At 64.6% G+C, this 21,944-nt stretch carries 24 protein-coding genes and 1 pseudogene; 19 read left to right on the top strand and 6 right to left on the bottom strand.

Going from position 1 to position 21,944, the window contains the following annotated elements:
- Positions 1–277 precede the first annotated feature (277 nt).
- The 6 genes from IBX18_RS43300 (at position 278) to IBX18_RS37655 (ending at position 6,650) form a co-directional block, all read left to right on the top strand.
- Complete coding sequence (locus IBX18_RS43300) at positions 278–2,434, top strand: bifunctional serine/threonine-protein kinase/ABC transporter substrate-binding protein (protein ID WP_306796583.1); 2,157 nt, start codon at positions 278–280, stop codon at positions 2,432–2,434.
- Positions 2,435–2,472: 38 nt separating this feature from the next.
- Positions 2,473–3,090 (top strand): hypothetical protein, encoded by a 618-nt coding sequence (locus IBX18_RS37635; RefSeq protein ID WP_194838202.1) that lies wholly within the window; start codon positions 2,473–2,475, stop codon positions 3,088–3,090.
- Between the two features lie 37 nt (positions 3,091–3,127).
- A complete protein-coding gene (locus tag IBX18_RS37640) occupies positions 3,128–4,111 on the top strand; it encodes an adenosine deaminase (protein WP_194838203.1) in 984 nt (327 codons plus the stop codon).
- A gap of 422 nt (positions 4,112–4,533) precedes the next feature.
- On the top strand, positions 4,534–5,046 hold the full coding sequence (locus tag IBX18_RS37645; protein WP_194838204.1) for a hypothetical protein: 513 nt from the start codon (positions 4,534–4,536) through the stop codon (positions 5,044–5,046).
- Between the two features lie 251 nt (positions 5,047–5,297).
- A complete protein-coding gene (locus IBX18_RS37650) occupies positions 5,298–6,044 on the top strand; it encodes a hypothetical protein (RefSeq protein ID WP_194838205.1) in 747 nt (248 codons plus the stop codon).
- Positions 6,045–6,488: 444 nt separating this feature from the next.
- Positions 6,489–6,650, top strand: coding sequence for a hypothetical protein (locus IBX18_RS37655; protein ID WP_194838206.1), 162 nt, complete (start codon positions 6,489–6,491; stop codon positions 6,648–6,650).
- A 325-nt stretch (positions 6,651–6,975) separates the two neighbouring features.
- Here IBX18_RS37655 and IBX18_RS37660 read toward each other — a convergent pair whose 3' ends face one another.
- The 3 genes from IBX18_RS37660 to IBX18_RS37670 all read right to left on the bottom strand — a co-directional run bounded on the left by IBX18_RS37660 (position 6,976) and on the right by IBX18_RS37670 (position 12,080).
- Positions 6,976–7,494, bottom strand: a complete 519-nt coding sequence (locus tag IBX18_RS37660; protein WP_194838207.1) for an RNA polymerase sigma factor — start codon at positions 7,492–7,494, stop codon at positions 6,976–6,978.
- A 508-nt stretch (positions 7,495–8,002) separates the two neighbouring features.
- Positions 8,003–10,450 (bottom strand): UvrD-helicase domain-containing protein, encoded by a 2,448-nt coding sequence (locus tag IBX18_RS37665; protein WP_194838208.1) that lies wholly within the window; start codon positions 10,448–10,450, stop codon positions 8,003–8,005.
- A 214-nt stretch (positions 10,451–10,664) separates the two neighbouring features.
- Positions 10,665–12,080, bottom strand: a complete 1,416-nt coding sequence (locus tag IBX18_RS37670) for a competence protein CoiA family protein (RefSeq protein ID WP_194838209.1) — start codon at positions 12,078–12,080, stop codon at positions 10,665–10,667.
- Between the two features lie 393 nt (positions 12,081–12,473).
- Here IBX18_RS37670 and IBX18_RS37675 point away from each other — a divergent pair, with 393 nt between their 5' ends.
- The gene (locus IBX18_RS37675; protein WP_194838210.1) at positions 12,474–12,617 is read left to right on the top strand and encodes a hypothetical protein; all 144 of its coding nucleotides are present in this window, start codon (positions 12,474–12,476) and stop codon (positions 12,615–12,617) included.
- Between the two features lie 184 nt (positions 12,618–12,801).
- Here the strand turns inward: IBX18_RS37675 and IBX18_RS37680 are convergent, their stop codons facing one another.
- Genes IBX18_RS37680 through IBX18_RS37690 form a run of 3 tightly spaced genes read right to left on the bottom strand, consistent with a single transcriptional unit; the run spans position 12,802 to position 14,740 of the window.
- Complete coding sequence (locus tag IBX18_RS37680) at positions 12,802–13,629, bottom strand: hypothetical protein (RefSeq protein WP_194838211.1); 828 nt, start codon at positions 13,627–13,629, stop codon at positions 12,802–12,804.
- Positions 13,630–13,676: 47 nt separating this feature from the next.
- Complete coding sequence (locus IBX18_RS37685; RefSeq protein WP_373889265.1) at positions 13,677–14,201, bottom strand: hypothetical protein; 525 nt, start codon at positions 14,199–14,201, stop codon at positions 13,677–13,679.
- A 20-nt stretch (positions 14,202–14,221) separates the two neighbouring features.
- Complete coding sequence (locus IBX18_RS37690) at positions 14,222–14,740, bottom strand: hypothetical protein (protein WP_194838213.1); 519 nt, start codon at positions 14,738–14,740, stop codon at positions 14,222–14,224.
- A gap of 275 nt (positions 14,741–15,015) precedes the next feature.
- Here IBX18_RS37690 and IBX18_RS37695 point away from each other — a divergent pair, with 275 nt between their 5' ends.
- The 12 genes and pseudogenes from IBX18_RS37695 (at position 15,016) to IBX18_RS37745 (ending at position 21,536) form a co-directional block, all read left to right on the top strand.
- Complete coding sequence (locus tag IBX18_RS37695) at positions 15,016–15,270, top strand: helix-turn-helix transcriptional regulator (protein ID WP_194838214.1); 255 nt, start codon at positions 15,016–15,018, stop codon at positions 15,268–15,270.
- Positions 15,267–15,560 carry a helix-turn-helix domain-containing protein gene (locus IBX18_RS37700; protein WP_194838215.1) on the top strand — a complete coding sequence of 98 codons (294 nt, stop codon included), beginning with the start codon at positions 15,267–15,269 and terminating at the stop codon, positions 15,558–15,560. Before IBX18_RS37695 ends, IBX18_RS37700 begins: the two co-directional genes overlap by 4 nt.
- A 137-nt stretch (positions 15,561–15,697) precedes the next feature.
- The gene (locus IBX18_RS37705; RefSeq protein WP_194838216.1) at positions 15,698–15,877 is read left to right on the top strand and encodes a hypothetical protein; all 180 of its coding nucleotides are present in this window, start codon (positions 15,698–15,700) and stop codon (positions 15,875–15,877) included.
- The gene (locus IBX18_RS37710; RefSeq protein ID WP_194838217.1) at positions 15,874–16,269 is read left to right on the top strand and encodes a hypothetical protein; all 396 of its coding nucleotides are present in this window, start codon (positions 15,874–15,876) and stop codon (positions 16,267–16,269) included. Before IBX18_RS37705 ends, IBX18_RS37710 begins: the two co-directional genes overlap by 4 nt.
- Positions 16,266–16,613, top strand: a complete 348-nt coding sequence (locus IBX18_RS37715; protein WP_194838218.1) for a WhiB family transcriptional regulator — start codon at positions 16,266–16,268, stop codon at positions 16,611–16,613. Before IBX18_RS37710 ends, IBX18_RS37715 begins: the two co-directional genes overlap by 4 nt.
- Positions 16,614–16,670: 57 nt before the next feature.
- Positions 16,671–17,177: pseudogene (locus IBX18_RS42565) on the top strand (DNA cytosine methyltransferase); the annotation flags it as partial.
- Positions 17,178–17,540: 363 nt separating this feature from the next.
- The gene (locus IBX18_RS42570) at positions 17,541–17,915 is read left to right on the top strand and encodes a hypothetical protein (protein ID WP_228542499.1); all 375 of its coding nucleotides are present in this window, start codon (positions 17,541–17,543) and stop codon (positions 17,913–17,915) included.
- Positions 17,912–18,067: a hypothetical protein gene (locus IBX18_RS37725; RefSeq protein ID WP_194838220.1), complete on the top strand. Its 156-nt coding sequence runs from the start codon at positions 17,912–17,914 to the stop codon at positions 18,065–18,067. The genes IBX18_RS42570 and IBX18_RS37725 overlap by 4 nt, the downstream gene beginning before the upstream one ends.
- Positions 18,068–18,137: 70 nt before the next feature.
- Positions 18,138–19,172, top strand: coding sequence for a hypothetical protein (locus tag IBX18_RS37730; RefSeq protein ID WP_194838221.1), 1,035 nt, complete (start codon positions 18,138–18,140; stop codon positions 19,170–19,172).
- Positions 19,172–19,609 (top strand): hypothetical protein, encoded by a 438-nt coding sequence (locus tag IBX18_RS37735; protein ID WP_194838222.1) that lies wholly within the window; start codon positions 19,172–19,174, stop codon positions 19,607–19,609. The genes IBX18_RS37730 and IBX18_RS37735 overlap by 1 nt, the downstream gene beginning before the upstream one ends.
- On the top strand, positions 19,606–20,814 hold the full coding sequence (locus IBX18_RS37740) for a site-specific DNA-methyltransferase (RefSeq protein ID WP_306796584.1): 1,209 nt from the start codon (positions 19,606–19,608) through the stop codon (positions 20,812–20,814). Before IBX18_RS37735 ends, IBX18_RS37740 begins: the two co-directional genes overlap by 4 nt.
- Positions 20,811–21,536, top strand: coding sequence for a hypothetical protein (locus IBX18_RS37745; protein ID WP_194838223.1), 726 nt, complete (start codon positions 20,811–20,813; stop codon positions 21,534–21,536). Before IBX18_RS37740 ends, IBX18_RS37745 begins: the two co-directional genes overlap by 4 nt.
- Positions 21,537–21,944: the final 408 nt, after the last annotated feature.

The raw sequence follows: 21,944 nt of genomic DNA on the forward strand, positions 1-21,944 counted from the left end.
TGGTGGAAGACCGCGACCCGAACATGTGGCCGAACGCCGCTATTCGGCGAGTTCGCTTGCACTTCAGGCTGTTTCGGAACTTGTCGGGTGCATACCTTACACCAGAGCCACAGTCGATTCCCCAGTCCGGCAGATGATCTCGCAGCTAGTATTGGTGCGACGGGCGACGCCGCATTCGTACCGATACGGCGGTCGGCTGCCCGCCCGTCGGTGCGACCCGCGGTCGGCATCGAACTCGGTCGAGCGGTACGGCGGACTCGAGGCCTGAGGGGGCTGGATGCTGCGCGCTGGTGAGGTCTTCGCCGGGTATGTGATCAAGCGTCGGCTGGGTCGCGGCGGCATGGGCGCGGTGTACCTGGCGCAGCACCCGCGATTGCCGCGACTGACCGCGTTGAAACTGCTCGACCCGGAACTGTATGCCGACAACGAGATTCGGGCCCGCTTCGAGCGTGAAGCGGCGCTGGTGGCGCGGTTGGACCACCCGAACATCGTGCAGGTCTACGACCGCGGCTTCGACGAGGGCCTGCTGTGGATCTCCATGCAGTACATCGACGGCGTCGACGCCGCCGGCATCCACCCGCGCACGGTGCCGCCGGAGCGGGCGGCGGAGATCATCGTCGAGACGGCGAAGGCGCTCGACTACGCCCACGCCGTCGGAGTGCTGCACCGCGATGTGAAGCCTGCCAACATCCTGCTCGCCCGCACCACCGCCGGACAGGGTGCGCGGGTGCTGCTGACCGACTTCGGTATTGCCCGACTGCGTGAGGAGTCCCGGCAGCTGACCGAAACCGGAGCGCTCGCCGCGACGCTGGCGTACGCGTCGCCGGAGCAGCTGTCGTTCACCCCGGTCGACCACCGCAGCGATCAATACTCGTTGGCGTGCAGCCTGTTCTGGCTGTTGACGGGCTCGTCGCCGTTCGCGGCGGGCAGTCCCGCCGCGATCATCGCCGGTCATCTGCAGCACGCGCCGCCGTCGGTGCGCAGCGTGCGCGAGACGTTGCCGTCCGAGGTGGACGCTGTGCTGGTCAAGGCACTGGCCAAGCAGCCCGACGAAAGATTCGCGTCGTGTACGGAATTCGCGGTCGCGGCGCAGCAAGCTTTGGCGGAGCCGCAGATACCGGCTCTGCCGCAGGCGATTTCACAGGAGCAGGACGCGCGGGCTGCGACGAAGCGGTCACTTCGTATCGGTGGGTTGGTGCTCGGGGTGGTGATCGTGTTGGTGGCCGGGTTCCTGTGGGCGAAGGGCGACCGTGCCACGACGAAGACCACCGTCCGCACCGGACCTAATGCGCAGCAGCCGATCGACTGGTCCGGTGCCGTCGCGCCAGGGACGACCACCGGACCCGCACCCTTCCGGGCGCTGACGCAGATCGATGCCGAAGGCAAGGAGGTGGTTCGGCCGAGTGCCGCGGCCAGCCCGGCCGGCGACGGCAAGGCCACCTGCGAACCGGTGACCATCGCGTCCACCGCGCCGCTCACCGGTAACAACGCCGGAACCGCGCGCGGTCTGATCGGTGGGGTGAAGCTGGCCGTCGACCAGTTCACCAGGGCGAACCCCGGCTGCCGGGTCGCCGTGCGCGAGTTCGATACCGGCGGATTCCCGCAGACCGCGGCCGATGTCGCGCGGCAGATCGTGGGCGATCCGTCGATCGTCGCCTTGGTCGGTCCGCTGTCGTCCGAAATCCGTTCCACCGGTGGCATTTTCAGTGAAGCGGGATTGCCGTTCCTCTTTCCGGGAACTACGCCCGTCGATCCGACCAGCACGGCCTGGCGCAGTCTCTTCCGCGGCGTTGCCACCGACGACGTCTATCGCCGTGCCGTGGCGAAGTACCTGCTCGACACTGCCCACTTCCGCAGGATCTGCGTCGTCCGCGATGACAGCGGGTTCGGCAAGGGGATGGCGCACGACGTCATCGCCATCCTCGGTGCCGCGGCCGACCCCGGTTGCCGGGTGGAGGTCAAGCAGGGTGAGCGTGACTTCGCCGCGGTGGTGGGCACAGTCGCCGCCGCCGCGCCGGACGCGGTGCTCTACTCCGGGTACAGCGCCGAAGCCGCCGCCTTCGCTCAACGATTGAAACAGGGCGGCGTCACAGCAGCTTTCGTCGCCACCGAAGGCGCGCTCAGCGTGGATTTCGTTGCCCAGGCGCGAGATTCGGCACAAGGCGCGACACTGACCTGCTCGTGTGGCCCGGTCGCCGGAAAGTTCTACTTCGACTTCCGCGCCTTGAACGGCCAAGGGGCGGGCTGGAACGCGGTGGAAGCCTACGATCTGGCCACCATCGCGTTGAACGGCATCGCCGCAGGCCATCGCACCCGCGCCGACCTGCTGACCTACTTGCGCGGCTACGAGGGCAACGGTCTGGCCCGCACCTACCGCTGGTCGGACAACGGCCAACTGACCGCCCCCGGAATCTGGATCTACACCATCAGCTGACCCACATCGAAATATCAACTCCTGGATCGGATTTAGCCATGAACCGAGTTATCACCACCGGGTGCATGCTGATCACCGTTGCCGCGCTGGCTGCCACCGGATGCGCGGGCGACGACGGCTCGGCGGCCCATACCGGCGACCATCATGATCATCACCACGACGCCGCCGGCGGATACCAGCCACCCGCCGCCTTCGAAGGCCTCGACCCCTGTTCGATCACCACCCCCGCCGAGGCCGCCGCCCTGTCCGGCAAACCCGATCCGCGGCCCAACCGCAACGGCGGAATGCACCCGGACATGTCGGCCGCCGCGACCATCGACACCTGCAGCTGGCTGGTCGACGGCTTCGATCCATTGGCCGTGTCGTTCCAGCTCCGGGACCAGCTGGGCGGCGTCGAGCAGGGGCAGGACGCCACCTCGAAGTGGATGTCCGAACAACTCGGTCACCCCGCCCACCTGAGCTTCGGCAAGAATCCCGTCGAAGCGGGCGTGGAAGACTGCGCCGCCTTCGTCGGCTACAGCGGCAACCGGGCCGTCACCGTGCTGCTCCGGCAGCGCACCACCGCGGCCACCGCCACCCCCACCGACACCGACAACCTCTGCACCCGCAACCAGACCACGCTGCGGGAGATCTTCGCCCGCACCCCCTGGCAGTGACGCAGGCCTCGAGCGCCCCGCGGCTAGGATCCGCGGAATGCCCGTACCGAAAGCCGAACTGCATCTGCATATCGAAGGCACGCTGGAACCCGAGCTCGCGTTCGCGCTGGCCGAACGCAACGGCGCCCAACTGCCGTTCGCCTCGGTGGACGAGCTGCACCACGCCTACCGATTCGAGGACCTGCAGTCCTTCCTCGACCTCTACTACCGGCTCACCGATGTACTGCGGGTCGAGCAGGACTTCACCGACCTGGCCGAGGCCTACCTGGCCCGCGCCGGCGCGGCCGGAGTCCGGCACGCGGAGATCTTCTTCGACCCCCAAGCCCACACCGCTCGCGGCGTACCCTTCGCCACCGTCATCGACGGCCTGTGGAAGGCGCTGCACGACAGCGAGCGGCGCTACGGCATCACCACCAAGCTCATCCTGTGCTTTTTGCGCGACCTGTCGGTCGAATCTGCCCTCGACACCCTCACCGCCGCCGAGCCGTATTTGGACCGGATCGTCGCGGTCGGCCTCGATTCGGCCGAGGTCGGTCATCCGCCCGCCAAGTTCGCCGCCGTCTACGAGCGCGCTCGCGAGCTCGGGCTGCGCGCCGTGGCACACGCCGGTGAAGAAGGACCCGCCGCATATGTGGCCGAGGCCCTCGACGTGCTGCACGTCGAACGCATCGACCACGGCATCCGCGTGCTCGACGATCCGGCGCTGGTGCAACGCCTGGTCCGAGAGCGAATCCCCCTGACCGTCTGCCCGTTCTCCAACGTGCGCCTGCGCGTAATCGACAAGCTGACCGACCACCCCCTGCGCCAGATGCTCGAACTCGGCCTGGTCGCCACCGTGAACTCCGACGACCCAGCCTATTTCGGTGGCTACGTCCAAGAGAACTTCGACGGCATCCGAGAAGCCCTGAACCTCAGTGTCGACCACCTCCGCACCCTGGCCCGCAACTCCTTCGAAGCCTCGTTCATCGACGAGCACACCCGTGCCCGCTACCTGGGTGAGGTCGACGCTTACACCTTTTGATCAGGTCGTTCGGCGGCCAGGCGGGTAGTGCCGCATCCACCTCGGGCGTCCATGCTTCGTTGGTCCGCATCTTGCGGAAGTACCCGCGGTGAACGGAGTCGCTCCCTGCACCGCAGTAGAGCCAGGCACGGCCGAGGCTCAGTGCGAGTACTCCGCCGAGTTCCGTAGGTCACGTTCACGCTCCTGCTGAGGCGATCGGCGCGATCGTATGTCATTGAGCCGCAGTGCATCTCGCTGCATCGGGCGACGTCGGCCGCTTTGTCCATTGTTGCGCGCCGAGCCACCACCCGGACAATCGGAAGTGATCGAAGAAGGTTGGGCAACGGCTGCCGGGGTACGGCCGTTGAATGCGGGCCCGTCCGATTCGCCGGCGCCCGAACCCGATCGAGCAGTGGATTCCTCAGGGGAAAGGATCGAACGCGATGACAGATACCCTCGTCGACCTAACGGTCGACAGCAGGCAGGTTGCGCGCCCAGATGTCCGCCCGCAGAGGTGGAGTGGTGGACGCTCGGACAACGCGAAGGTGTGGCGGGACGCCAAAACGGTGCTGGTGACCCGGGTTACCGGTCCGCGCCAGTTGATGACTGTGCCGCGACTGGTGATCCCGATCGGTGAGACTCAGCTCGCTTTCCGCGTGTCGTCCCAGTCGGAGGAGGCCCTACAGCTGGCGCGTGACGGCCGGGTGCTCGTCCAGCCGGGCGACCGGCGGGGTACCCCTGCCCTCGGCTCCCATCAGCGGCAAGGCCAAGCCCAGTTAGTGACCGCGGGCACGCTCCTGCCCTACGCGGAGTCGGAGATCGCCGCCAAGTACAAGTGGCGAATCCCCATGGCGCGGTTCGCTCATCGCCTCGGCCACGGCGACGCACCCTACGCCGATGTCGTCGTTCTGGTGACCGTGGCCGAGCCGAGCCCCATCCCCATCCTGCCGCGGTGATCCCGAACCTCGCTTCCTAGGCGGGAGTCGCATCCGGCTCCGAGTTGTCCAACCGACGTCCACAGGCAACTGCGGTTCGCTCAGCGGAACGAGCAGGTGCGAGACGCGGCGTCGATCTGCCACGCTGGTCGGCAACAGGGGATGAGATCGCGGTTCGCATCGGAAATGCAGGCGGCAAGGGTAATTCGCTGCCTCCGCGGTGCGGCCGAGCAATAGGTCGGCTCCGTTTTGCGACTTGGAGTGAGATAATCGTGGCCGTTTACAGCGTCACCTTGGAGCAATTCCATATCGACACCACCCGCTCCCGCAACGACGACACCAACACGGTGGCCTTCGGACTCAGGGCTGGAAAACGGTCCTTCCCTACGCAGTCGCATTACGCGGGCGACGTCGACGACGGCGACCACGGAGTCAACCTGATCTTCCCCTCCGTGGTCGTCGCCGACGGCGCGACACCGCTCGTGTTCAACTACACGATCTACAACGGGAACACGGGAAAGCTGGCGGGCGGGCTGGCCGCGGCCAACGAGATCCTCGGCGAGAAGGCGCTGGACTTCGTCCAGCAGGCCGGACGGCCGAGCCCCGAAGTCAGCTACCCGGATTCCGGCGGCGTTGCCCTGAACGGTGCAGGCATCGAATGGAAAGACGGATCGTGGTTGCAGTACATCCCGCTGGTCCGCCTCGGGTCGTTCCTGTTCCCCGACTGCGACGGCTTCGTCGCGATCGGCAGCGTCGGTAAGACGAAAGCCGGCTGGGACCAGGCCATCGATACGGCAGGCGGAACCACCTATCGCCAGACGATCCGCTACCCGGGCTCCGACTCGCCCGCAGGATGCGGCAGCAACTCCGACTACACCGTGACCTGGTCGGTCACCCGGCATCGCGCCGCAGGCCGCGGCGTCCGCCAATTCCTGCGCGACCACCACCTCGCACTGGCACCGGGGCTTCGTTCGCTGACCCCCGGCGAACGACTCAGTGTCCGGGAATTGCTGAACTAGCTGGCAGACCCGTGCCGAGGCGCACTGCGCCCGGCATCGAACTCAACGACCGCGTGACACAGAAAAGGCCCTGATCAAGTGATCAGGGCCTTTTCGTGGCGGAGGATAGGGGATTTGAACCCATCCATTTCCGCAGGAAAGTCGTGCGACCAGCGAAACTCGTTGCAATTCAGCCTGATTCAGCGCTACTGACAACGCAAACGTTAGGCTCAGGTGTTGACGCGGTCAACGCCCAACCTGAGTCATTCGACCTGGCGGGAGAGCGAAGGTGGCTCCCATACCCCGCGCGAGGTTTGCGCTGTGTATTTTGGCGGCCGTCAAGCTACAGGCTCATCCTTATCCCGCCTGTTTCGTCGCAGGGCCGTTCCTAGGTCCCGTACTATCTGTCGTCGTTCGCTAAACGAGGGACGCGTCCTCGCGAGGCAGAGCAGGCACACCCATGCGATGGCGGAGGCCAGCACGATCACCACCACAATTGTTAGTGCGATGTTCGCAGGGAGCATCCACAAGATGGTGACGGTGCCCGGAAGCAACATCGCAGAGGCCGTCGCCGAACCATTTTCTGCGGTTTCGCTCGCCCAGCTGAACATTCGGCGTAGCGGCTGAGCCGCCCGATTGGGTCGCTGCCGCGGACTTGCATTGGTTCGCCTTGCCTGCCTGCGTTCGCTGCCTACGGGGGGTGTGGGTTTATGTGTTGCGCGGGGCCGCTGGATGCGGTTGCCTCGGGTGCGTTGTCGGTCGCGATCGACTTCAGCCGTTGCTTCGCGGAGTGCTGCTGCCCGGCCGGGGTTGCGATGGAGATCTGCGGACGCAGCCAGGATCTCGGCATAGACGCGGGTGGTCTCGGCTTCGTTCAGTTTGGGTGGGCGGAGTGCTGCGAGGCGGCGAGCCATCAGTGCCTCGCCGATGTTGGGGGGGTTCTCGTCGAGGGTCATCGGACTTCCTTTCCCTCTTCGGTGAGTTTCTGGAGAGCTTGCATTCCGTCGTAGGCATTGCGTTTCACTGTGCCCACTGAAACGCCCATGATCTCGGCCACCTCGATGATGCTGAACTCGTGGATATAGCGCAGTTCAACTGTTTGCCGCTGACGCGCCGGGAGTCGCCGGAGCATGCTGATGAGTGTTTCTCGGTTGATGACATGGACGAGGTCGAAGCGAGGGTCGATCAGCTCGACGCCAGCCGCTTCGAGGGACTCGGTGATCGCTGCGTAGCTGCGGTGCTTGCGGATGAGCCTGATCGCGCGGTTGCGGGCGACAGCGAAGAGGTACGCCTTCGGTGCCTGGCTGCGTAGGCGGTGCCACTCACGCGCCATTACCAGGAAGGCGTCCTGCGCGGCTTCGTCGACCACGTCCGGTGGGGCGCCTAGCGAGGTGATGTAGCCGCACAATCTCAGCCAGTGTTCTTGGACGAAGCCGCGGAAGTCGTCATCGAGGTCTGTGTTGCCGCTCATTCGGCGAATCGATCCTCCGTTTGGGCGCGATAGCCAGGGGCTGTCGTATCGGGAGGCTGGCCCAGAGCGGGCTGCACGACCGCCCAGTCCATGATCGGAGGTGAGATGGGTGTGCACCCAGGCATCCGGATGATCCGCAAGCGTCCACCTGGCTCATTCTCGATGAGTTCCCCGCCGTATGGGACGGAGCGGATGGCCTCGGCTGTTCCCCGATTCCGCTCCTTCTCGAGTTCGATCACGGTGCGTCCGTGAACTCGTGCGGTCAGATAACTCCACATGCCCCATCCACTGAAGTTCGTAAACCTGCGCCAGCTTACGGTCATACGCCCTCGATCCCATCGGTTGTCATCGGTGCTCTACAGCTGAAGGGCTCCCGAGAGTCAAAAGGTTGGGTCGGGGGCGATATTGCTCGCGGGTGCTCACGCTGGCGTTGGGCTGTTGTCGCGGAAGGAGGTCGTAGGCTGGCGCGCTGCTCGGTCCCCGCAGGGCCTATTGACACGTGGCCGGGTCACGTTGCACTGCGACGCTTTAGGTCGGGAAGCCTTGTTTTGTTGTTCCGCCACAGGGCACTCAAAGTCTGCGGTCCGAAACTGCGTACGTACTGCACCTCGTCGCCAACGAGTGGCAGCAGGGTGACAAGCCGCATGAGTTCGTGGCCGGATTGACCGTGTACAACGCCGAATTCGGTTCCGAAGTACGGGTGGTGGTCGGCGACGATTCCGTGTATATCGGTGCCGACCACCAACGGTTCCGGGCTGAACATTCGGTGTCCGGTGTCGAGGGTGTAGGAGTTGGCCAGACTTGTCATCGCGGTGACGTCCAGCAGGGCACGTGCAAGGTCGACTTGGTCGCTATAGGCCGTGATCGCGATTTCCGTGTCGGGTCGGGGAGTGCTGAACCGCAGTCCTGTCGTGGCGACAGTGACTATGGGGTAAGCAGCGTGGCTGCAGACGAGGATGGTGTAGCCGATGGTGTTTCCGGAGATGTCGCGTGATTCGATGCGGTCGATGATGGTTCCGGCGTGCTGATGCAGATGCTCGGCCAGCTCCTGTGCAGATGGAAGGGCCTCGTGCACAGTCGCTTCGGGACCGCATAGCGAGGCGGCCGGAACTGATGAACGGATAGGCGCTGTTGCTGTTGTCGGTCCGCGGCGTTGGGGTGCGGTTCGCCTTGTGAGGTAGTTGTCGATCCAGGCAAGTCCCTCGCGATCGAGGCGCTGTTTTGCGCGGGTAACAGCGACGTAGGCGAGCATCGCGTCTGCGGGTGGTATCTGCCCGGGGCTGCCGTCGTCATCTGGTGCTGGTTCGCGGTAGTCCTCGGCTATCGCGACCGTATCCCATTCTCGCCCTTTACTTTTATGCGCAGTGGATACAACAACTTCAGCGGCGGGGTCGTCAGGGACGAGTCGGTCGACGGTCTGCAGGATCGCCTCTACGCCGTGTTCGTCGATGAGGTCGACGAACGGCTTCAGGTCTCGCCCGCCGCTGTCGTTCTCGACGTAGTCTTGCAGCTCGCCCCAGGTTCGGAATGCGAACAGTTCGCGGTGGCTGGGGCGGTTGCCGCCTTTGAGTTGGAGAGCTGCTTCGGCGAGTGTCTTGATCGTGCGGCCGTCCCCTACAAGTGCGGGCTGCTGGCCCGTTTCGAGGATCCGCATCACTTGCTTGATGGCCTCGGCATTGGTCCGGCACAGGACCGCTTTCGGTTGTCTGACTCGTCCGACTGTCGAGTTCCGAGTCGGGTTGCCGACGAGCCGTAGTTCGGTGCCGATCACGCTGAGCCACTGGTTTGCCTCTTCGGCGATGGCTTGTCCGAAGCGCCAGGACTGGCGTAGCTGGAGGCGGACATCGGCGTTCCAGTTGTCGAGTGCGTCGATCGCTCCTCGCCACGAGTAGAGCTGCTGGTTCGAATCGCCGACCAGGATCTGCTGTGCGTCCTGGGCGGCGATCACTTTGGCGAGGGCGGGGTTGGTGTCTTGGGCTTCGTCGAGCATGATGACGTCGTAGCGCAGAGGTGGCTCTGTCAGCGCCCACATCTTGAAGTAATGGTCGTGATCGAACTTCAACCGGCCGTCGATGTTTCGGATATCTGCCCAGGCGAGATGGGCGTACGGCAGAATCGCGTCCGCGAGCCAGGCTAGCTCGTCGTCGTCGATGCCGACTTGGTGTGGGATGTGGTGTTGGCCGATTTCCGCGTCGTCGGAGTGGCAGTATCTGGTGACCATTTCCATCGCGATCCTGGCAGTATCGCGCGGCATCAGCACGGTCGAGGTGAGCTCGATCGTGCGGCGGATATTGAGGATTCGCGCTTGCTCGTCGGCCCGCTGGCGCTGTGCGTTCTCAATGCGATGTCGATAGCGCTGTATGAAGGATCTGGCGAGCCCGTGGGCGGTGTAGCAGTGCACGTGGTCGGGGAAGCGTTTTTTGGCGTCGTCTTTGGTGGTCCGGTTGTAGGCGATGTACGCCACCTTCTTGCCTGTAAGGGCGTGGCCCACCATCTCCAAGGTGCTCGTCTTTCCTGCACCGGCACCGGCCTGCACGATCAGGTTCTGTTGTGCCCGTGCGGCATCGATGATGGCCTGCTGCTCTGCGGTGGGCGTGAGTTGTGTTCGTGCCGCAGTCGAGGCTGCGTTCCTACGTGGTCTGTCCGTTGCTGGTATCGGGGGACTGCAGGACTGGCCTTCAGAAGCCTTGCGTAGCTCAGCGTAAGTTTTGTATCCAAGGTCGCGCATCTCGTAGGCGTGCTTGCATTCGGGGCAGATCAGCGCTGTGTAGCGGAGCGTTTTTCCGTTGTTCTCGTAGGGCTTCCGGACGGCATGCAGTGTGGAGTGGCCCTGCGGGCATGTGGTGGCGAGGGTCTCCTCGTACAACCAGTCGGGTTGGAGAAATCGGTCTGCCGCTACCGTGCAGTCGCGAATTCCCCATGCCGCCGCCAGATCACCAACCGTGTCACCGGTCACTACGCGCCCCTCCTGATCGAACCGCCCCTCGACGGGCTAGGCGGACTTGCCGAAATCTCAAGGTAGCCCGCATGACCGACACCAACGGTGCCTTCGACCGCGGCTGAAGCTGGCTGTGATCCCCTCGGAGCATGCTTAGAGAGGCCGTACGGGGGTGCAGGGCCGGTTCTGGTCGGCGTGCTTAACCAGCCAAGCACCTGGTTGTGCTTCCTCCTCAGGGTTGTGGTCGCCATAGCGTTTCCACGACGGGTTGTTCGGGGTGTCGAACCAGTTCGATCAACGCCCAGACCTGTGCGAAGGTGAATGTCGAATGTTCGACGACGAACTCGCGGTTGTCACCTTTGTACCTGGCGCCGGCCAACTGGAGAAGGTCGAAGATCCTGTCGAAATCCTCCACGTGTGAGGCTTGGATATCGAATCGCAGCGCCGACTGGATCGAAGTCCTTCTGGCCGAGCTTTTTTCGGCTGGTGACTGGAGTGGTGCCGCGGTCTCCCAGCGGATCTCGTATTTACGCCCCAGCACCTCTCGGACGGCCGCATGTAGCGCATCCACGTGCGTCGGCTTCATGAGGCGCTGCCTCAACGGGGCGTGTTGATGGGCCAGTACGACGGTTTTCTCTTCCAAGCGGGCTATCCATACCCCCACTAGCAGTGCATAGACGGTGCCGCCGCCGAGTTGACGCGCCTTCTCCCGGATCGCTGGCCACAGCCCCTCGATCTCACTGGCGGTGTTCCCGGATGGGGTCGGTAGTCGTACCGGTGCGTTGGATTGCGGGCTTTGTTTGCGTGCGTTCTCGACCGCTTGGAGGCGTCGAAGTTCCTGCTCCTGCTGTTCGGCTAGTTGCCTACTCAGTTCCGCAGGGATTTCGATCCCGCGGGGCGTCAAAGTCATGTCGGACAGCGAGAATTCGTAGGGGGCGAGTTCGTCTCCGGTACATGGCGGCAGGTGCTGTACGCGATGGTTGATGTCGTGGGCGGCGATGGGCTGGTGTTGATGCGGCGCGCCGACCATCAGCGTGATGCTGCCCTTCCAGGGATCGAGCATCCATAACTGCTGTGGGTGTTCGGTGTCATTGAGGATCACCCACGGGACTGGGCTATCCGGGTGCCAGAGCCATACGTCAACTACCCCGCTGAACTGATAGTCATGGTGCCGACTGGCCCATGCGGCGTCGGTTAGAGGAGAGCTCTGTGCCTCGAGTGCAACTTCGCCGCCGTTGGCGAACGTGACCTGGACATCGGATCGGCGCTCGCGGTTCGGTAGCCATACCTCGTTGCGGACGTCGATGACATCGGGCTGGGTGCGAGCCCAGGCCGCGAGAGACTCTTTGCTGGCCAGGTGCCACTCCGACTCCGGTTCATGCTGTCCACCGGTGGGGCCGTGGCCCGCTGGGTGCGCGAAGTGCGGCCGTCGGACACCGCCGATGCGGCCCTTCACTATCACCGGCACTTCGCTGCCTGGCGCTGTACCGATGCCCGCGTAGCACAGAGCGCACAGCAGCGTCTGGTCCCCGCGATAGCTCTTGTGCCGCAACTCGTTCATGCGCGGATCGGCGGCATCGGTTGGAGCGCAGAGGTATTGGTGTCGCACCACGTCTAGCGCGACTGTGAGGTTGTTGGAGGAACGCACCTCAGAACACCCTTCTCGGAATAGGCGGAGGCTCTCCCCGACAGCATCGAGTGTGTTGGGAAAGCCCTTGCGAGACCGCGCTATTCGACTTAGGGAGGAGGTGTCTAGGTCCGGCTGAGGTGAGTTACGGGAGAGCTCGTTGCTCAGGAAATATGTCAGTTGTATCGAGCGCCGGGAAGATCAAGGTTCACGAGTTCAGTTGCTAATACGTGCGGCCTGTGCTGATGCTACGACGACTCCGCCTCGATGTCGACTGGCCATGCCTTCAGCAGAACGGCGCGCGGCCGGGACGGGCTGGAATCCGGTAGGGCTGATCTGGGGCTGAACATGCGAAGCAGCGGACAACCACATAGCCGTGGGATCCAGGAAGGGCACTGGCGCGTCGAGGAATGCATGGACTCAGATGAGCGGGAGGCGCTGCGCGAGATCGGCGTGGATCCGGATGATCCGGAGGTGGCGGCCGGGCAGCAATGGGTAGCGGACATCCTCAAGTGCTGGGGGCTGTGGCTTCGCAACTGGCCCGAGAACGCCGAATAGCGGCGGCGCAGCTGATTGCGCAAACGCGGCGTAGCCGTCGCTGGTGTGCGAAGGCTGGGGCTGGCAAGGAACTAGCGGCAGCGCAAATGCGTGCAGCAATGGAGCTGCTGGCGTTGGCCACCGAGGCTTGGGAGCCTCGCCGGCCACGGTGAGGTTTCCCAGGCGTTCAACGCGGCATGCAGTCCTACTGCTCGTCCTCGGGGGCGACGGATAGGAGACGGTAGCTTGCCTGTATCTGCCCCTCGGCGGTGCGATACATCGACGAGCTGATGAGTGCTGTGACCTTACGTCCGAGCAATTGAGGGACGCACGGAAGTGCGGACTCGACAACCGAGCCGTAGATGTCGCTGTCTCCGGGGTCGTCGGGACTGACGAGATAGAACGTTCGGCGGCTCGTCCTGCTGGCGTCGAGAATGCCTGTGCTCGTGATGGTTTCCTTGGCCAGAGGATCGTCCAGCAGGGGAGAGTTGAGCAGTGCGAGTGCATGTTCGCAGGTCACCAACGAACGGTCTTCACCTAGCGAGGACTGGATCTCGATCCCCAGCGATCGGTTCGTCTCGGCTACCACTGAGATCACCAACCCGACGGCCGTTCGCAAGGTGCTCGGCAGCGACTGCAACGTTTCCACTGTCAGCCAGTCGTCGGCTGTCGACGGAAGCGTCTGACATAGCTCCAACGCCGCGCGCACGCTCGACGCGGCGTTGGTCTCGGGAGGGAGGTCTGCCGTACGGGGTTCGGGTGGGAGCCCGAAAACCATCATGTGGGGAGTCATCACCAGCCGAGTGAGTTCGGGCACGAGCGACTGGTCGAGGTCATGGGTTGTGCGGGTGATGTGTGGGGAGATGCGGTGGTGGGCGAACAGCCCGGTGGCGTTGGTCAGCGCGAGGGCAATCTTGCGCGCATCGCGAGCAGACACGCCGTCGTCGGAATCCACGATCAGCCGCGGGTGAGCCTCCGGGAAGTATTGAGCCTCGGCGGCCCAGAGTGAGGATCTGAGCAATTCCTCAACCATGCCGCCACCTCGGTGGCGCGCCATGGCTTGCCGAAAAGGTGTGCTATCTACCACGGCACCTCCACAAACCCTCGGTCGGCGAGCACGGCCTCCTCCGCGTCGAGTCCGGTAGCCCACCCACGTAGCCAGTGCTCCTTGTCGGTGTCGGTGCCCAAGTATGCGGCGATGTGGAAGCCGACAGGATGGATTGCCCCGAGGTATGAGCTCGTGCGGCCGTCCCCGCCGATGACCACATCGCTCATCGTGAACAGTCGTCTCAACCGGCTACGCCTTTCCCCCGTCAGCAACTCCAACTCGGCCAGGTTCGCGGGAAACACCGCCAGCGTTAACGCCGGATCCCGCCCCACGCCCGGCTGGCCGTCGCGGGTGACGAAGCTTCCGTCGAGCCAAAGATGTCCCCTGGTCATGAATTCCCGCAATTGACCCAGATATGCCTGCAACCCGTAGAAGACCACCTGACGAGTGTCGGAGTGCTGTGCGTCGATCACGAGCCTCTCGTGGACCTCCGCCAAAGTTGCTGGCCAGCACCCCGCCGGTAGTAGGCCGTCAGCGGTCCATCTCGGCAGACCCATGCTTCCCCTCCCTGCTCGTCTCAGCCCCCGCGGGCGTGCTCCCCCTCGCTCTCCGGCTCGATCACCTTGCGCCCGTTGTCCAGCAGATCTTCAATCCATGGGCTGGGCCGGTAGGCGCCGGAGTCCGCTGTCTGCGCCTGAGTGTGCGGAAGTGTTGCACCCCTTGCAATATGGCCTGGATCACTGAGGGTTCGCTGTTGTTTGAGTTCAGCGTAGTCGGCCAGATCGCCTGCCTCGCGGGCAATTTCACGGCAATCATCAGGCGTGAGCATGCGGAGGCGTTGGCGGATCTCGGCTACATCTGGATAGCTGCTGCGATAGCCCGCATCGATCAGTGCGGCATCCAGGATGAGCCAGTCCGGGTACCGCGCCTCGCGGGCGATCCCGTCGAGGATGTGTTTGTCGGGAAGTTGCCGCAGGGGTCGGGTTGCCCAGGTGTAGAGGGTTTGCGGGGTGGTGCCCGCCCGCCGGGCGAACTCCGCCTTCTTCACCCCCCAGCGGTCGAGGTGGTTCTGCACGAGCCGTAGCAACTCGCTCATGATCGCCCTCCGTTCCGGTGCCGTCGTTTGCCTGGCGTCCGATTCCACTGGCCTGCACACCATTTCGCTCAACCAGAAAGCAAACTTTTTATCCACCGGCTGACGCGACGCTGAGCCGGAGAATACGCAGGCTGTGAGGTATGTGCCAACAGCAAGCATAGGGTTTCGTCCACCTGCTGCGCACATTAACGTCACAGGCTCTTTGAAATCGGCGCGTCTACCTGGCACGATCGGTCGCATTCGAACATAGGTCCACCGGGGCGGGAAGGATCGCGATGCGATTGACATCAGGGGAGACACTTCGGGCGCTGATGCGCCAAAGAGGTGACACCATGGACTCATTGGGTAGGAAAGCTGGATGTTCGCGGAGCTTCATCGGACAGCTCTGCAAGGAAGGCAAGCGCAGCTGCACCCCAGAGTTGGCCGCGCGAATCGCGGAGGCTCTCGCGGTGCCCGTGGATCTTCTTTTCGTGTCCAAAAATCACACAGTCAGCGATATCTACACTCGCAACTTGAGTGGTGCGGCGTGACTGCTCTCGCCGACACGCACGATGAGGGCAGCGAAGTGGCCCAGGTCGAGCCGACGTTCACCGTCGCCGAGGGCGCAGCAATCCTCAAGCAGACCGAGGGCTGGTATCTGGGCAAGTTGCGCAGCGGTGCACTGCCTGGTCACAAGGCTGGCCGTCAGTGGTATCTGACCGAATCCGACGTCAGGCAAGCACAGTTGCTGACCGCGCGGCCCGCCGGTGCGCGCGCGCCGTTACCGGCCGGATTGCCGTCCGCTTTTCGTCGCCGAAAGCGACCACCTCGCCGCGCGTGAGCGGCCGAGCAGGCTCCCTCGGCTTGGGCCGCGCCGACCGGGGCTGAGGGCGTGCGTCCTGGGAGAGGCCACGCGAGTCCCTCAGAGCTCGCGCTCCCAGGACGCACAACACATCGAACAATCTTGTGGGAGAACAGATGTCGAACAAAGACCGAACTGGTCGCCATCGCAGCGACCGCCCGTACGCCATTGCGGTGAGCGACCTGCAGGCGCGGTTGCGCCGCAACGATCACGGCACAGATCCAGAGCCATCGCCCCAACCTTCCGAGGACAACGACAACGGTAACGACTACGACGGCGGGGGGTCGGCGGCATGAACGCGAACGAGGATCTTCGCCAAGTCGCCGATCTGCTGGAAGCGGCGACGATCGGCTCGGTGCGACTTGCTCTAGCGCAGTCCCCGCAAGGGCCACAACGCAACCGGAGCCTGCCGGAGAATTTAGATGCCGCGGCCGGAGTGCTCGATCGGCACCGGCACCTGCAGGAAGCCTCGATGGCCATCACCTTGGCGCACGCGATCTACCAATCCGAGGCGGCCAAGCTCGCCTTGAACCTGCCGAGGCCGGCCGCTGGCGAAGAACCAGATGTCAGCACTTCGGTAGTCGAGCAGGTCAACGATATCGCGCGGCGACTGCTGAGCAGCCCAGCAGGAAGCGACCTACATCAGCTCGGCCGAGACCTCGCAGCGATCGCGGAGGGCCGCCGGTGAGCTCCTACGACTGGCAGGAGTACGCCGCGTGCCGCAGCGTGCATCCCGAGGTCTTCTTTCCCCTCTCGCACACCAGGCCGGGCACGCGTCCGATCCCGGCCGATCGAGACACTCCGCGCCGGATCTGTGATGGATGCTCGGTGCGACTCAACTGCGCTCGACTCGGTCTGGACACCTTTCAACGCCGGTGGCGACATGGCTTCTACGCGGGCATCGACCTCCAAGACGATGATGCGCGCACCAGGCTGCTCGACGTGATCGACACGTTGACCGATCGCCCGATGGCCAGCACGAAAACCGGCGGTGGCTGCCCGCATCCGAGCCGAGGAAGCGCGAGGCGATGAGCACCGCAGAGCCGACGGTTTCCGCGCCGCCCGACACAGACGAAGGCATCGACAGTGATGAATGAGATCAAGATCGGGTCACTATTTTCCGGCGCTGGAACACTCGATCTCGCAGCGCTGCAACTCTTTCCAGGATCACGCCTTGTATGGCACTGCGAAAACGACCCCGCCGCCAGCCGGGTACTCGCACACCACTGGCCCCAGGTGCCCAACCTGGGTGATATCACCGAAATCCGCTGGCGCGAAGTAGAACCCGTCGACGTTCTCATCGGCGGGTTTCCCTGCCAGGACGTCTCTCTCGCCGGACATCTCGCCGGTCTCGGCGAGGGAACACGCTCCGGGCTCTGGTCATACATGGCCGAGGCAATCGTGGCACTCGAACCTCGACATGTGCTCATCGAGAATGTCGAAGGAATTTTGAGTGCCTACGCCCTACGCGCAATGGAATCCCCGCCGAATGCTGTGGGAGAGCGCCGAGATCGATCTAGTGTCCGGGCTGCCGGTGCCGTTCTCGGCGCGCTGGCCACGCTCGGGCTCGATGCGGAATGGACGAGCTTACGTGCGTCCGCCATCGGAGCCTGCCACCGACGAAGCCGAATCTTCATCCTCGCCCACACTGCTGCCCACTCCGATGTCGCGAGACCACAAGGGCAAGGCCGATCCGCCCGGACGGACCCGAAAGAGCCGACCGCGCACCCGAGGCGACGACACGCTGCCCGACGCAGTGGACCGGATCTGAGGCTGCTGCCGACGCCCTCGGTCGCCGACGGCACCGGCGGACACGTCTCGCGTTCCGGCGCCCGGATCGGGGAGCTGCTGCTCGGCGGCATCGCCCGCGCGCACGCGGCGGGCACTCTTTTGCCCACGCCCCGAGCCAGCGACGGAGCGAAAGGCTCACCCCGCCAACGTGGATCCGGTGGCGACTTCATGCTGCCCTCAGCGATCTACGCACTTACCCACGCCCCTCACCGCGGGCAGGTCCTCGACAACACCGACACCGAGCACGCACATGGATCCGACGCCAGCACGTGGGGCGTCTACGCGGACGCGATCGCCCGCCAGGAGGCACTGACCCGCCCGGCCCCGCCGCCAGCTGAGCCGAATCGTGACGGAAACCCCCGCCTGTCACCAGGTTTCGCGGAATGGATGATGATGATGCCCCCGTCATGGGTCACCGATCCCGAGATCGGACTCTCACGGGTACAGCAGCTGCGCATCATCGGCAACAGCGTCGTCGTTCCGTGCGCGCTCACCGCGTACCGGCATCTGCGCCACCGCCAGCCCTTGGACGAGGTGGCATGAGGGTCCTGCGCTACGCCGACGGCACCGTCGTGTCCGAAAGCGACCTCGAAGCAATCGCGCGAGCACTCGGCTTCTCCTCCGCCCAGCGCTGGAACGACTACCACGCCGCCGCAGAACGGCGACGACTTTCTCGGGAGAGGAACGCGGCATGAACACCTTCCGCGTCCGCGCGATGCGACCACCGCGATTTCCGCTTCCTCCACGACACCGAAAGGAGGAGCCGTGGCTCGCGAGTTCGCGAAACTGTTTCTCAGCATCAACGGCGACGTCGACTTCGAATCGCTGACGGCGGACGCGCAAATGTTCTACACACGAGTGCTTTTGGCCGAACCCACCCTGTCCTACTGCGGGATCGCCGACTGGCGCCCCAACAGGCTCGTGGGCCGCGCCAGCGACCTCACCCTGCCCAGGATACTCGCCGCCGCAAGCGAACTCGAACGCCGCCGCTACATCCTTGTCGACATCGCGACCGAGGAAGTGCTGGTCCGCTCACTCATTCGCCGCGACAACCTGCTGCGCAACCCGAAGATGGCCGCTGCGGTCACCACCGCCTACTACGGTGCCGCGTCGCGGACTCTGCGTGCGGCCATCGTCACCGAGATCCAACGGGTGCGCCGCGAACACTCCGAGTACAGCTCGTGGACCCACAAGGACTCCGCCGAGCGGCTCGGGCAACTACTGAGGATGCCCAACCTCGATACGGTCGGCTACACCAACACGATTCAGGTTCCCGACACCAATACCGAACCGGTTTCGAATACCAATCCGATCACCAATACCGATCCGGTCCACAACACCGATCCTGAACCGGTCACCGATACCGTTCCCGGCCCGAGCGAAGAACACCAATCGAATAACCAATCGAAATCGGTCCCGATTCCCAGCACCCACACCCCACACCCCACACCTTCTAGCGGTGGTGACGTAACTACGGAAGCTCACGTCGCACCCGCGGGCAGCGAACCGCCACCACGGCGCTGCCCCCCGCACCGCGACGAACCCTCACCCCCTCCCTGCCGCTCTTGCGGCGAGGCACGCAAAGCCCGTGACGCGTGGGAACGCGCTCACACCAACGAGATCCGCTCCACCGTGCGGGCAGACCGCGACGCGGGCCACGGATGCCGAATGTGTGACGGCCGCTGGCGCAACCCACCCGCCGAACTGCTGGCCCGGCACCCCGACCCGCCGGTCGTGCGATGCGACCACCGCACCCCGACCAGCCTCGATCACTGGCACACCTCCGAGGAGGCATCCTGATGGCACCCACCGCCCGACGACCGCTTCTAGCCCTCAATCATGACGGCCCGGCAGTGCATGTGATCACCAGCGGCACCGGGGCCGACTACCAGATCGTGCGCGTCTTCACCGACCCCATCGAGGCCGGAGTGTTCCTTGTCGGGCACAACGCACGCCCGGACAACGACCAGGCACGCATCGAGGAATGGGCGATCACCCAGACCGCGCCCGAGCAAATCATGTGGTGGCGAGTCCGCTGGAACCGCAACACCGAAACCATTGAGACGCCTGAACAATTCGCGCAATGGGCCGACGAGCTATCGCTATTCAACGCCGAACCCTGCATCTGGCGCACCGAGACCGGAGACATCGTTTCGCTGTCGACCGACTGCGCTCGCGCGGTCGCCGCGCTCATCGCGGAGCTAACTCGCACCCAGATCGAACCGAGGCCATCGTGAGCCTCTATCACCGCGACGACCTCACCACCTTGCACCTCGGCGACGCGCTCGAGGTGCTGCGCGAAATGCCTGCCAGCAGCGTCGACTGCGTGGTGACCTCGCCACCGTACTGGGGGCTGCGCGACTACGGCGTGCCCGGCCAGTACGGGCAAGAGGTCACACCCGAGCAATATGTCAAGACACTACGAGCGGTGTTCGCCGAGGTCCGGCGCGTCCTCACCATCGACGGCACCTGCTGGCTCAACCTCGGCGACACCTACCTCGACAAGAGCCTGGTCGGCGTGCCGTGGATGGTGGCCCTCGCGCTCGGGCGCGACGGCTGGATCCGCCGCAACGCCGTGGTCTGGTACAAAACCAACGCCATGCCCTCCAGCGCGGCTGACCGCCTGTCCTCCCGCTACGAGCTGATCTTCCTGCTCACCCGCTCCAAGAGGTACTGGTTCGACCTCGACGCCATCCGCAAGCCCTACACCGGAGATCGTTCGGCGTCGCGGCGCTCCCGCAGCGGGCGCACCACCAAACCGAACTCGATCGCCACCCCATGGAACGCCCAGACCAACCTCGCCGCCGACGGAACCCGCCACACCGCCGCACATCCGGCCGGCGGCAACCCCGGCGATCTCTGGGAGCAGGCCAATCAGCCCTTCGCCCAAGCCCACTTCGCAGTCATGGCCACCGCGATCGCCGAACGCTGTATCCGAGCAGGCTGCCCGCCTCGCCGCTGCCGGACCTGTGGTGCAGCCCCGACCAGAACGAGAGGCGTTCCAGTCCTCAATCTTTCCCGCACGCAGGCCCGCCGCGCACAAGCACTCGCCGAGGCCGCCGGACTCACCGACGACCACCTCCACGCGATACGTGCGGTCGGGATCACCGACAGCGGCAAGGCGGCCGAATCCCAGTCCGGCACAGGCAAGAACGCCGACGAGGTCCAGCGCCTGGCCGCCGAAGCCAAACAGGCACTCGGCGGCTATTTCCGCGAATACCTGCTCGCCCGCCCGAGCGCGACCGGCTGGACAGACTGCGGCCATAACGACTACCGGCGCGGCATCGTTCTGGATCCCTTTTCCGGCAGCGGCACCACCGGCCTGGCCGCCCACCGCCACGGACGCGCCTACGTGGGCATCGACCTCAACAGCGCCTATCTCGACCTGTCTCTTCGCACCCGGCTCCGCCAGGGCGAACTCGACCTCGGGGCCGCCTCATGACCAGTGACGAGCCGATTCATGAATGTCGCCAAGGCGTCCGCTGCAAGTCCCGCATTCGTGACGACGAGGGGTGCTGGCACGGCGGCGGAGTCGAACGCCCCGATGCGCTGTGTCGAGCCTGCGAGGAGTCGGCGTTCGTCTCGATTCGACAGCTCTACGACGACTGGCTGCTGCTCGAAGCCGCGAAACTTCAGCCACCACCAAAGGATCGAGCACCGAAGGTCACTCACTCGACGCCGTACTCGATCCCGATCCGCCTCGATATCGACACCATCCAATCCGGTATCGAAGACGAGACCCTCACCTGGGCCAGGATCATCACCCGCGGCGATCCCGTGCCGACTCAACGTCAGAAGTGCGTCCAGAAGTGCGTGACGATCGTGGCAGCCAACCTCGGCACCCTGGTCGACCAGCCATGGCGACAACGATGGCGAATGGCGCCACGCGCCGACGGTGGCGACGAACTCATCCACGTCGGAGTCGATGGCGTCGACGCGGTCCTGGGTCTCTCTGACCTGCATCGCCGCGCCCGAGAAGTACTCGGCCTCAACGAGACCCGCATTTGGCTCCCGGACCCCTGTCACCTTTGTGGTGTAAAAGCGCTGACCTCCTCCCCAGACCAGCAGACTGTCACCTGCCAAGCGTGCCGCGCTTCGTGGGCCAAGGAAGAATTTGCCCGGCTCAACGGCGTCGGTGTTCTCGACATGAAACGAGCATCGTGACCAGCGACCCATGGCCGTTCCCAGGCGACACCGCGCTGCAACGCGCCCGCAAGGTCGCTGGTTCCTACCGCGCCGCCCTCCATGCGATCGACCCACAGCGGTGCGCTGAACTTGACGAGCGCGCCGTTGAACTCGGGCAAGGATGGGTCGCACCTGTCGAGCTACCGGCTCACTTAGCCGAGTACGCACTCGATGCCGAGCTGTCAGCTGGCGACATCGAGCATTTTTGGCGCATCCCCGCTTCGACCATTCGCACCTGGGCTCATCGGGGATTGATCGCATCGCGACCGGCTCTGGATGGATCACCCCGGTACGTGGTCGGTGAAGTGCTGCGCAGGCACTCCCGCACTACCAGGCCATAACGGCCACCCGTCTGAAACAGCCCGACTCGTAACCAATATGCGCGGG

It is taken from the genome of Nocardia sp. XZ_19_369, from assembly GCF_015355715.1.
Lineage (GTDB): Bacteria > Actinomycetota > Actinomycetes > Mycobacteriales > Mycobacteriaceae > Nocardia.

Bases quoted from the DNA above. Each gene is read 5' to 3' on its own strand.
- IBX18_RS37725 (WP_194838220.1), top strand. From the start codon at position 17,912: ATGAGGGTCCTGCGCTACGCCGACGGCACCGTCGTGTCCGAAAGCGAC.
- IBX18_RS37690 (WP_194838213.1), bottom strand. From the start codon at position 14,740: ATGAGCGAGTTGCTACGGCTCGTGCAGAACCACCTCGACCGCTGGGGG.
- IBX18_RS37640 (WP_194838203.1), top strand. From the start codon at position 3,128: ATGCCCGTACCGAAAGCCGAACTGCATCTGCATATCGAAGGCACGCTG.
- IBX18_RS37695 (WP_194838214.1), top strand. From the start codon at position 15,016: ATGCGATTGACATCAGGGGAGACACTTCGGGCGCTGATGCGCCAAAGA.
- IBX18_RS37745 (WP_194838223.1), top strand. From the start codon at position 20,811: ATGACCAGTGACGAGCCGATTCATGAATGTCGCCAAGGCGTCCGCTGC.
- IBX18_RS37660 (WP_194838207.1), bottom strand. From the start codon at position 7,494: ATGAGCGGCAACACAGACCTCGATGACGACTTCCGCGGCTTCGTCCAA.
- IBX18_RS37705 (WP_194838216.1), top strand. From the start codon at position 15,698: ATGTCGAACAAAGACCGAACTGGTCGCCATCGCAGCGACCGCCCGTAC.
- IBX18_RS37635 (WP_194838202.1), top strand. From the start codon at position 2,473: ATGAACCGAGTTATCACCACCGGGTGCATGCTGATCACCGTTGCCGCG.
- IBX18_RS37675 (WP_194838210.1), top strand. From the start codon at position 12,474: ATGGACTCAGATGAGCGGGAGGCGCTGCGCGAGATCGGCGTGGATCCG.
- IBX18_RS37645 (WP_194838204.1), top strand. From the start codon at position 4,534: ATGACAGATACCCTCGTCGACCTAACGGTCGACAGCAGGCAGGTTGCG.
- IBX18_RS37735 (WP_194838222.1), top strand. From the start codon at position 19,172: ATGGCACCCACCGCCCGACGACCGCTTCTAGCCCTCAATCATGACGGC.
- IBX18_RS42570 (WP_228542499.1), top strand. From the start codon at position 17,541: ATGCTGCCCTCAGCGATCTACGCACTTACCCACGCCCCTCACCGCGGG.
- IBX18_RS37710 (WP_194838217.1), top strand. From the start codon at position 15,874: ATGAACGCGAACGAGGATCTTCGCCAAGTCGCCGATCTGCTGGAAGCG.
- IBX18_RS37685 (WP_373889265.1), bottom strand. From the start codon at position 14,201: ATGGGTCTGCCGAGATGGACCGCTGACGGCCTACTACCGGCGGGGTGC.
- IBX18_RS37655 (WP_194838206.1), top strand. From the start codon at position 6,489: ATGGCGGAGGCCAGCACGATCACCACCACAATTGTTAGTGCGATGTTC.
- IBX18_RS43300 (WP_306796583.1), top strand. From the start codon at position 278: ATGCTGCGCGCTGGTGAGGTCTTCGCCGGGTATGTGATCAAGCGTCGG.
- IBX18_RS37680 (WP_194838211.1), bottom strand. From the start codon at position 13,629: ATGGTTGAGGAATTGCTCAGATCCTCACTCTGGGCCGCCGAGGCTCAA.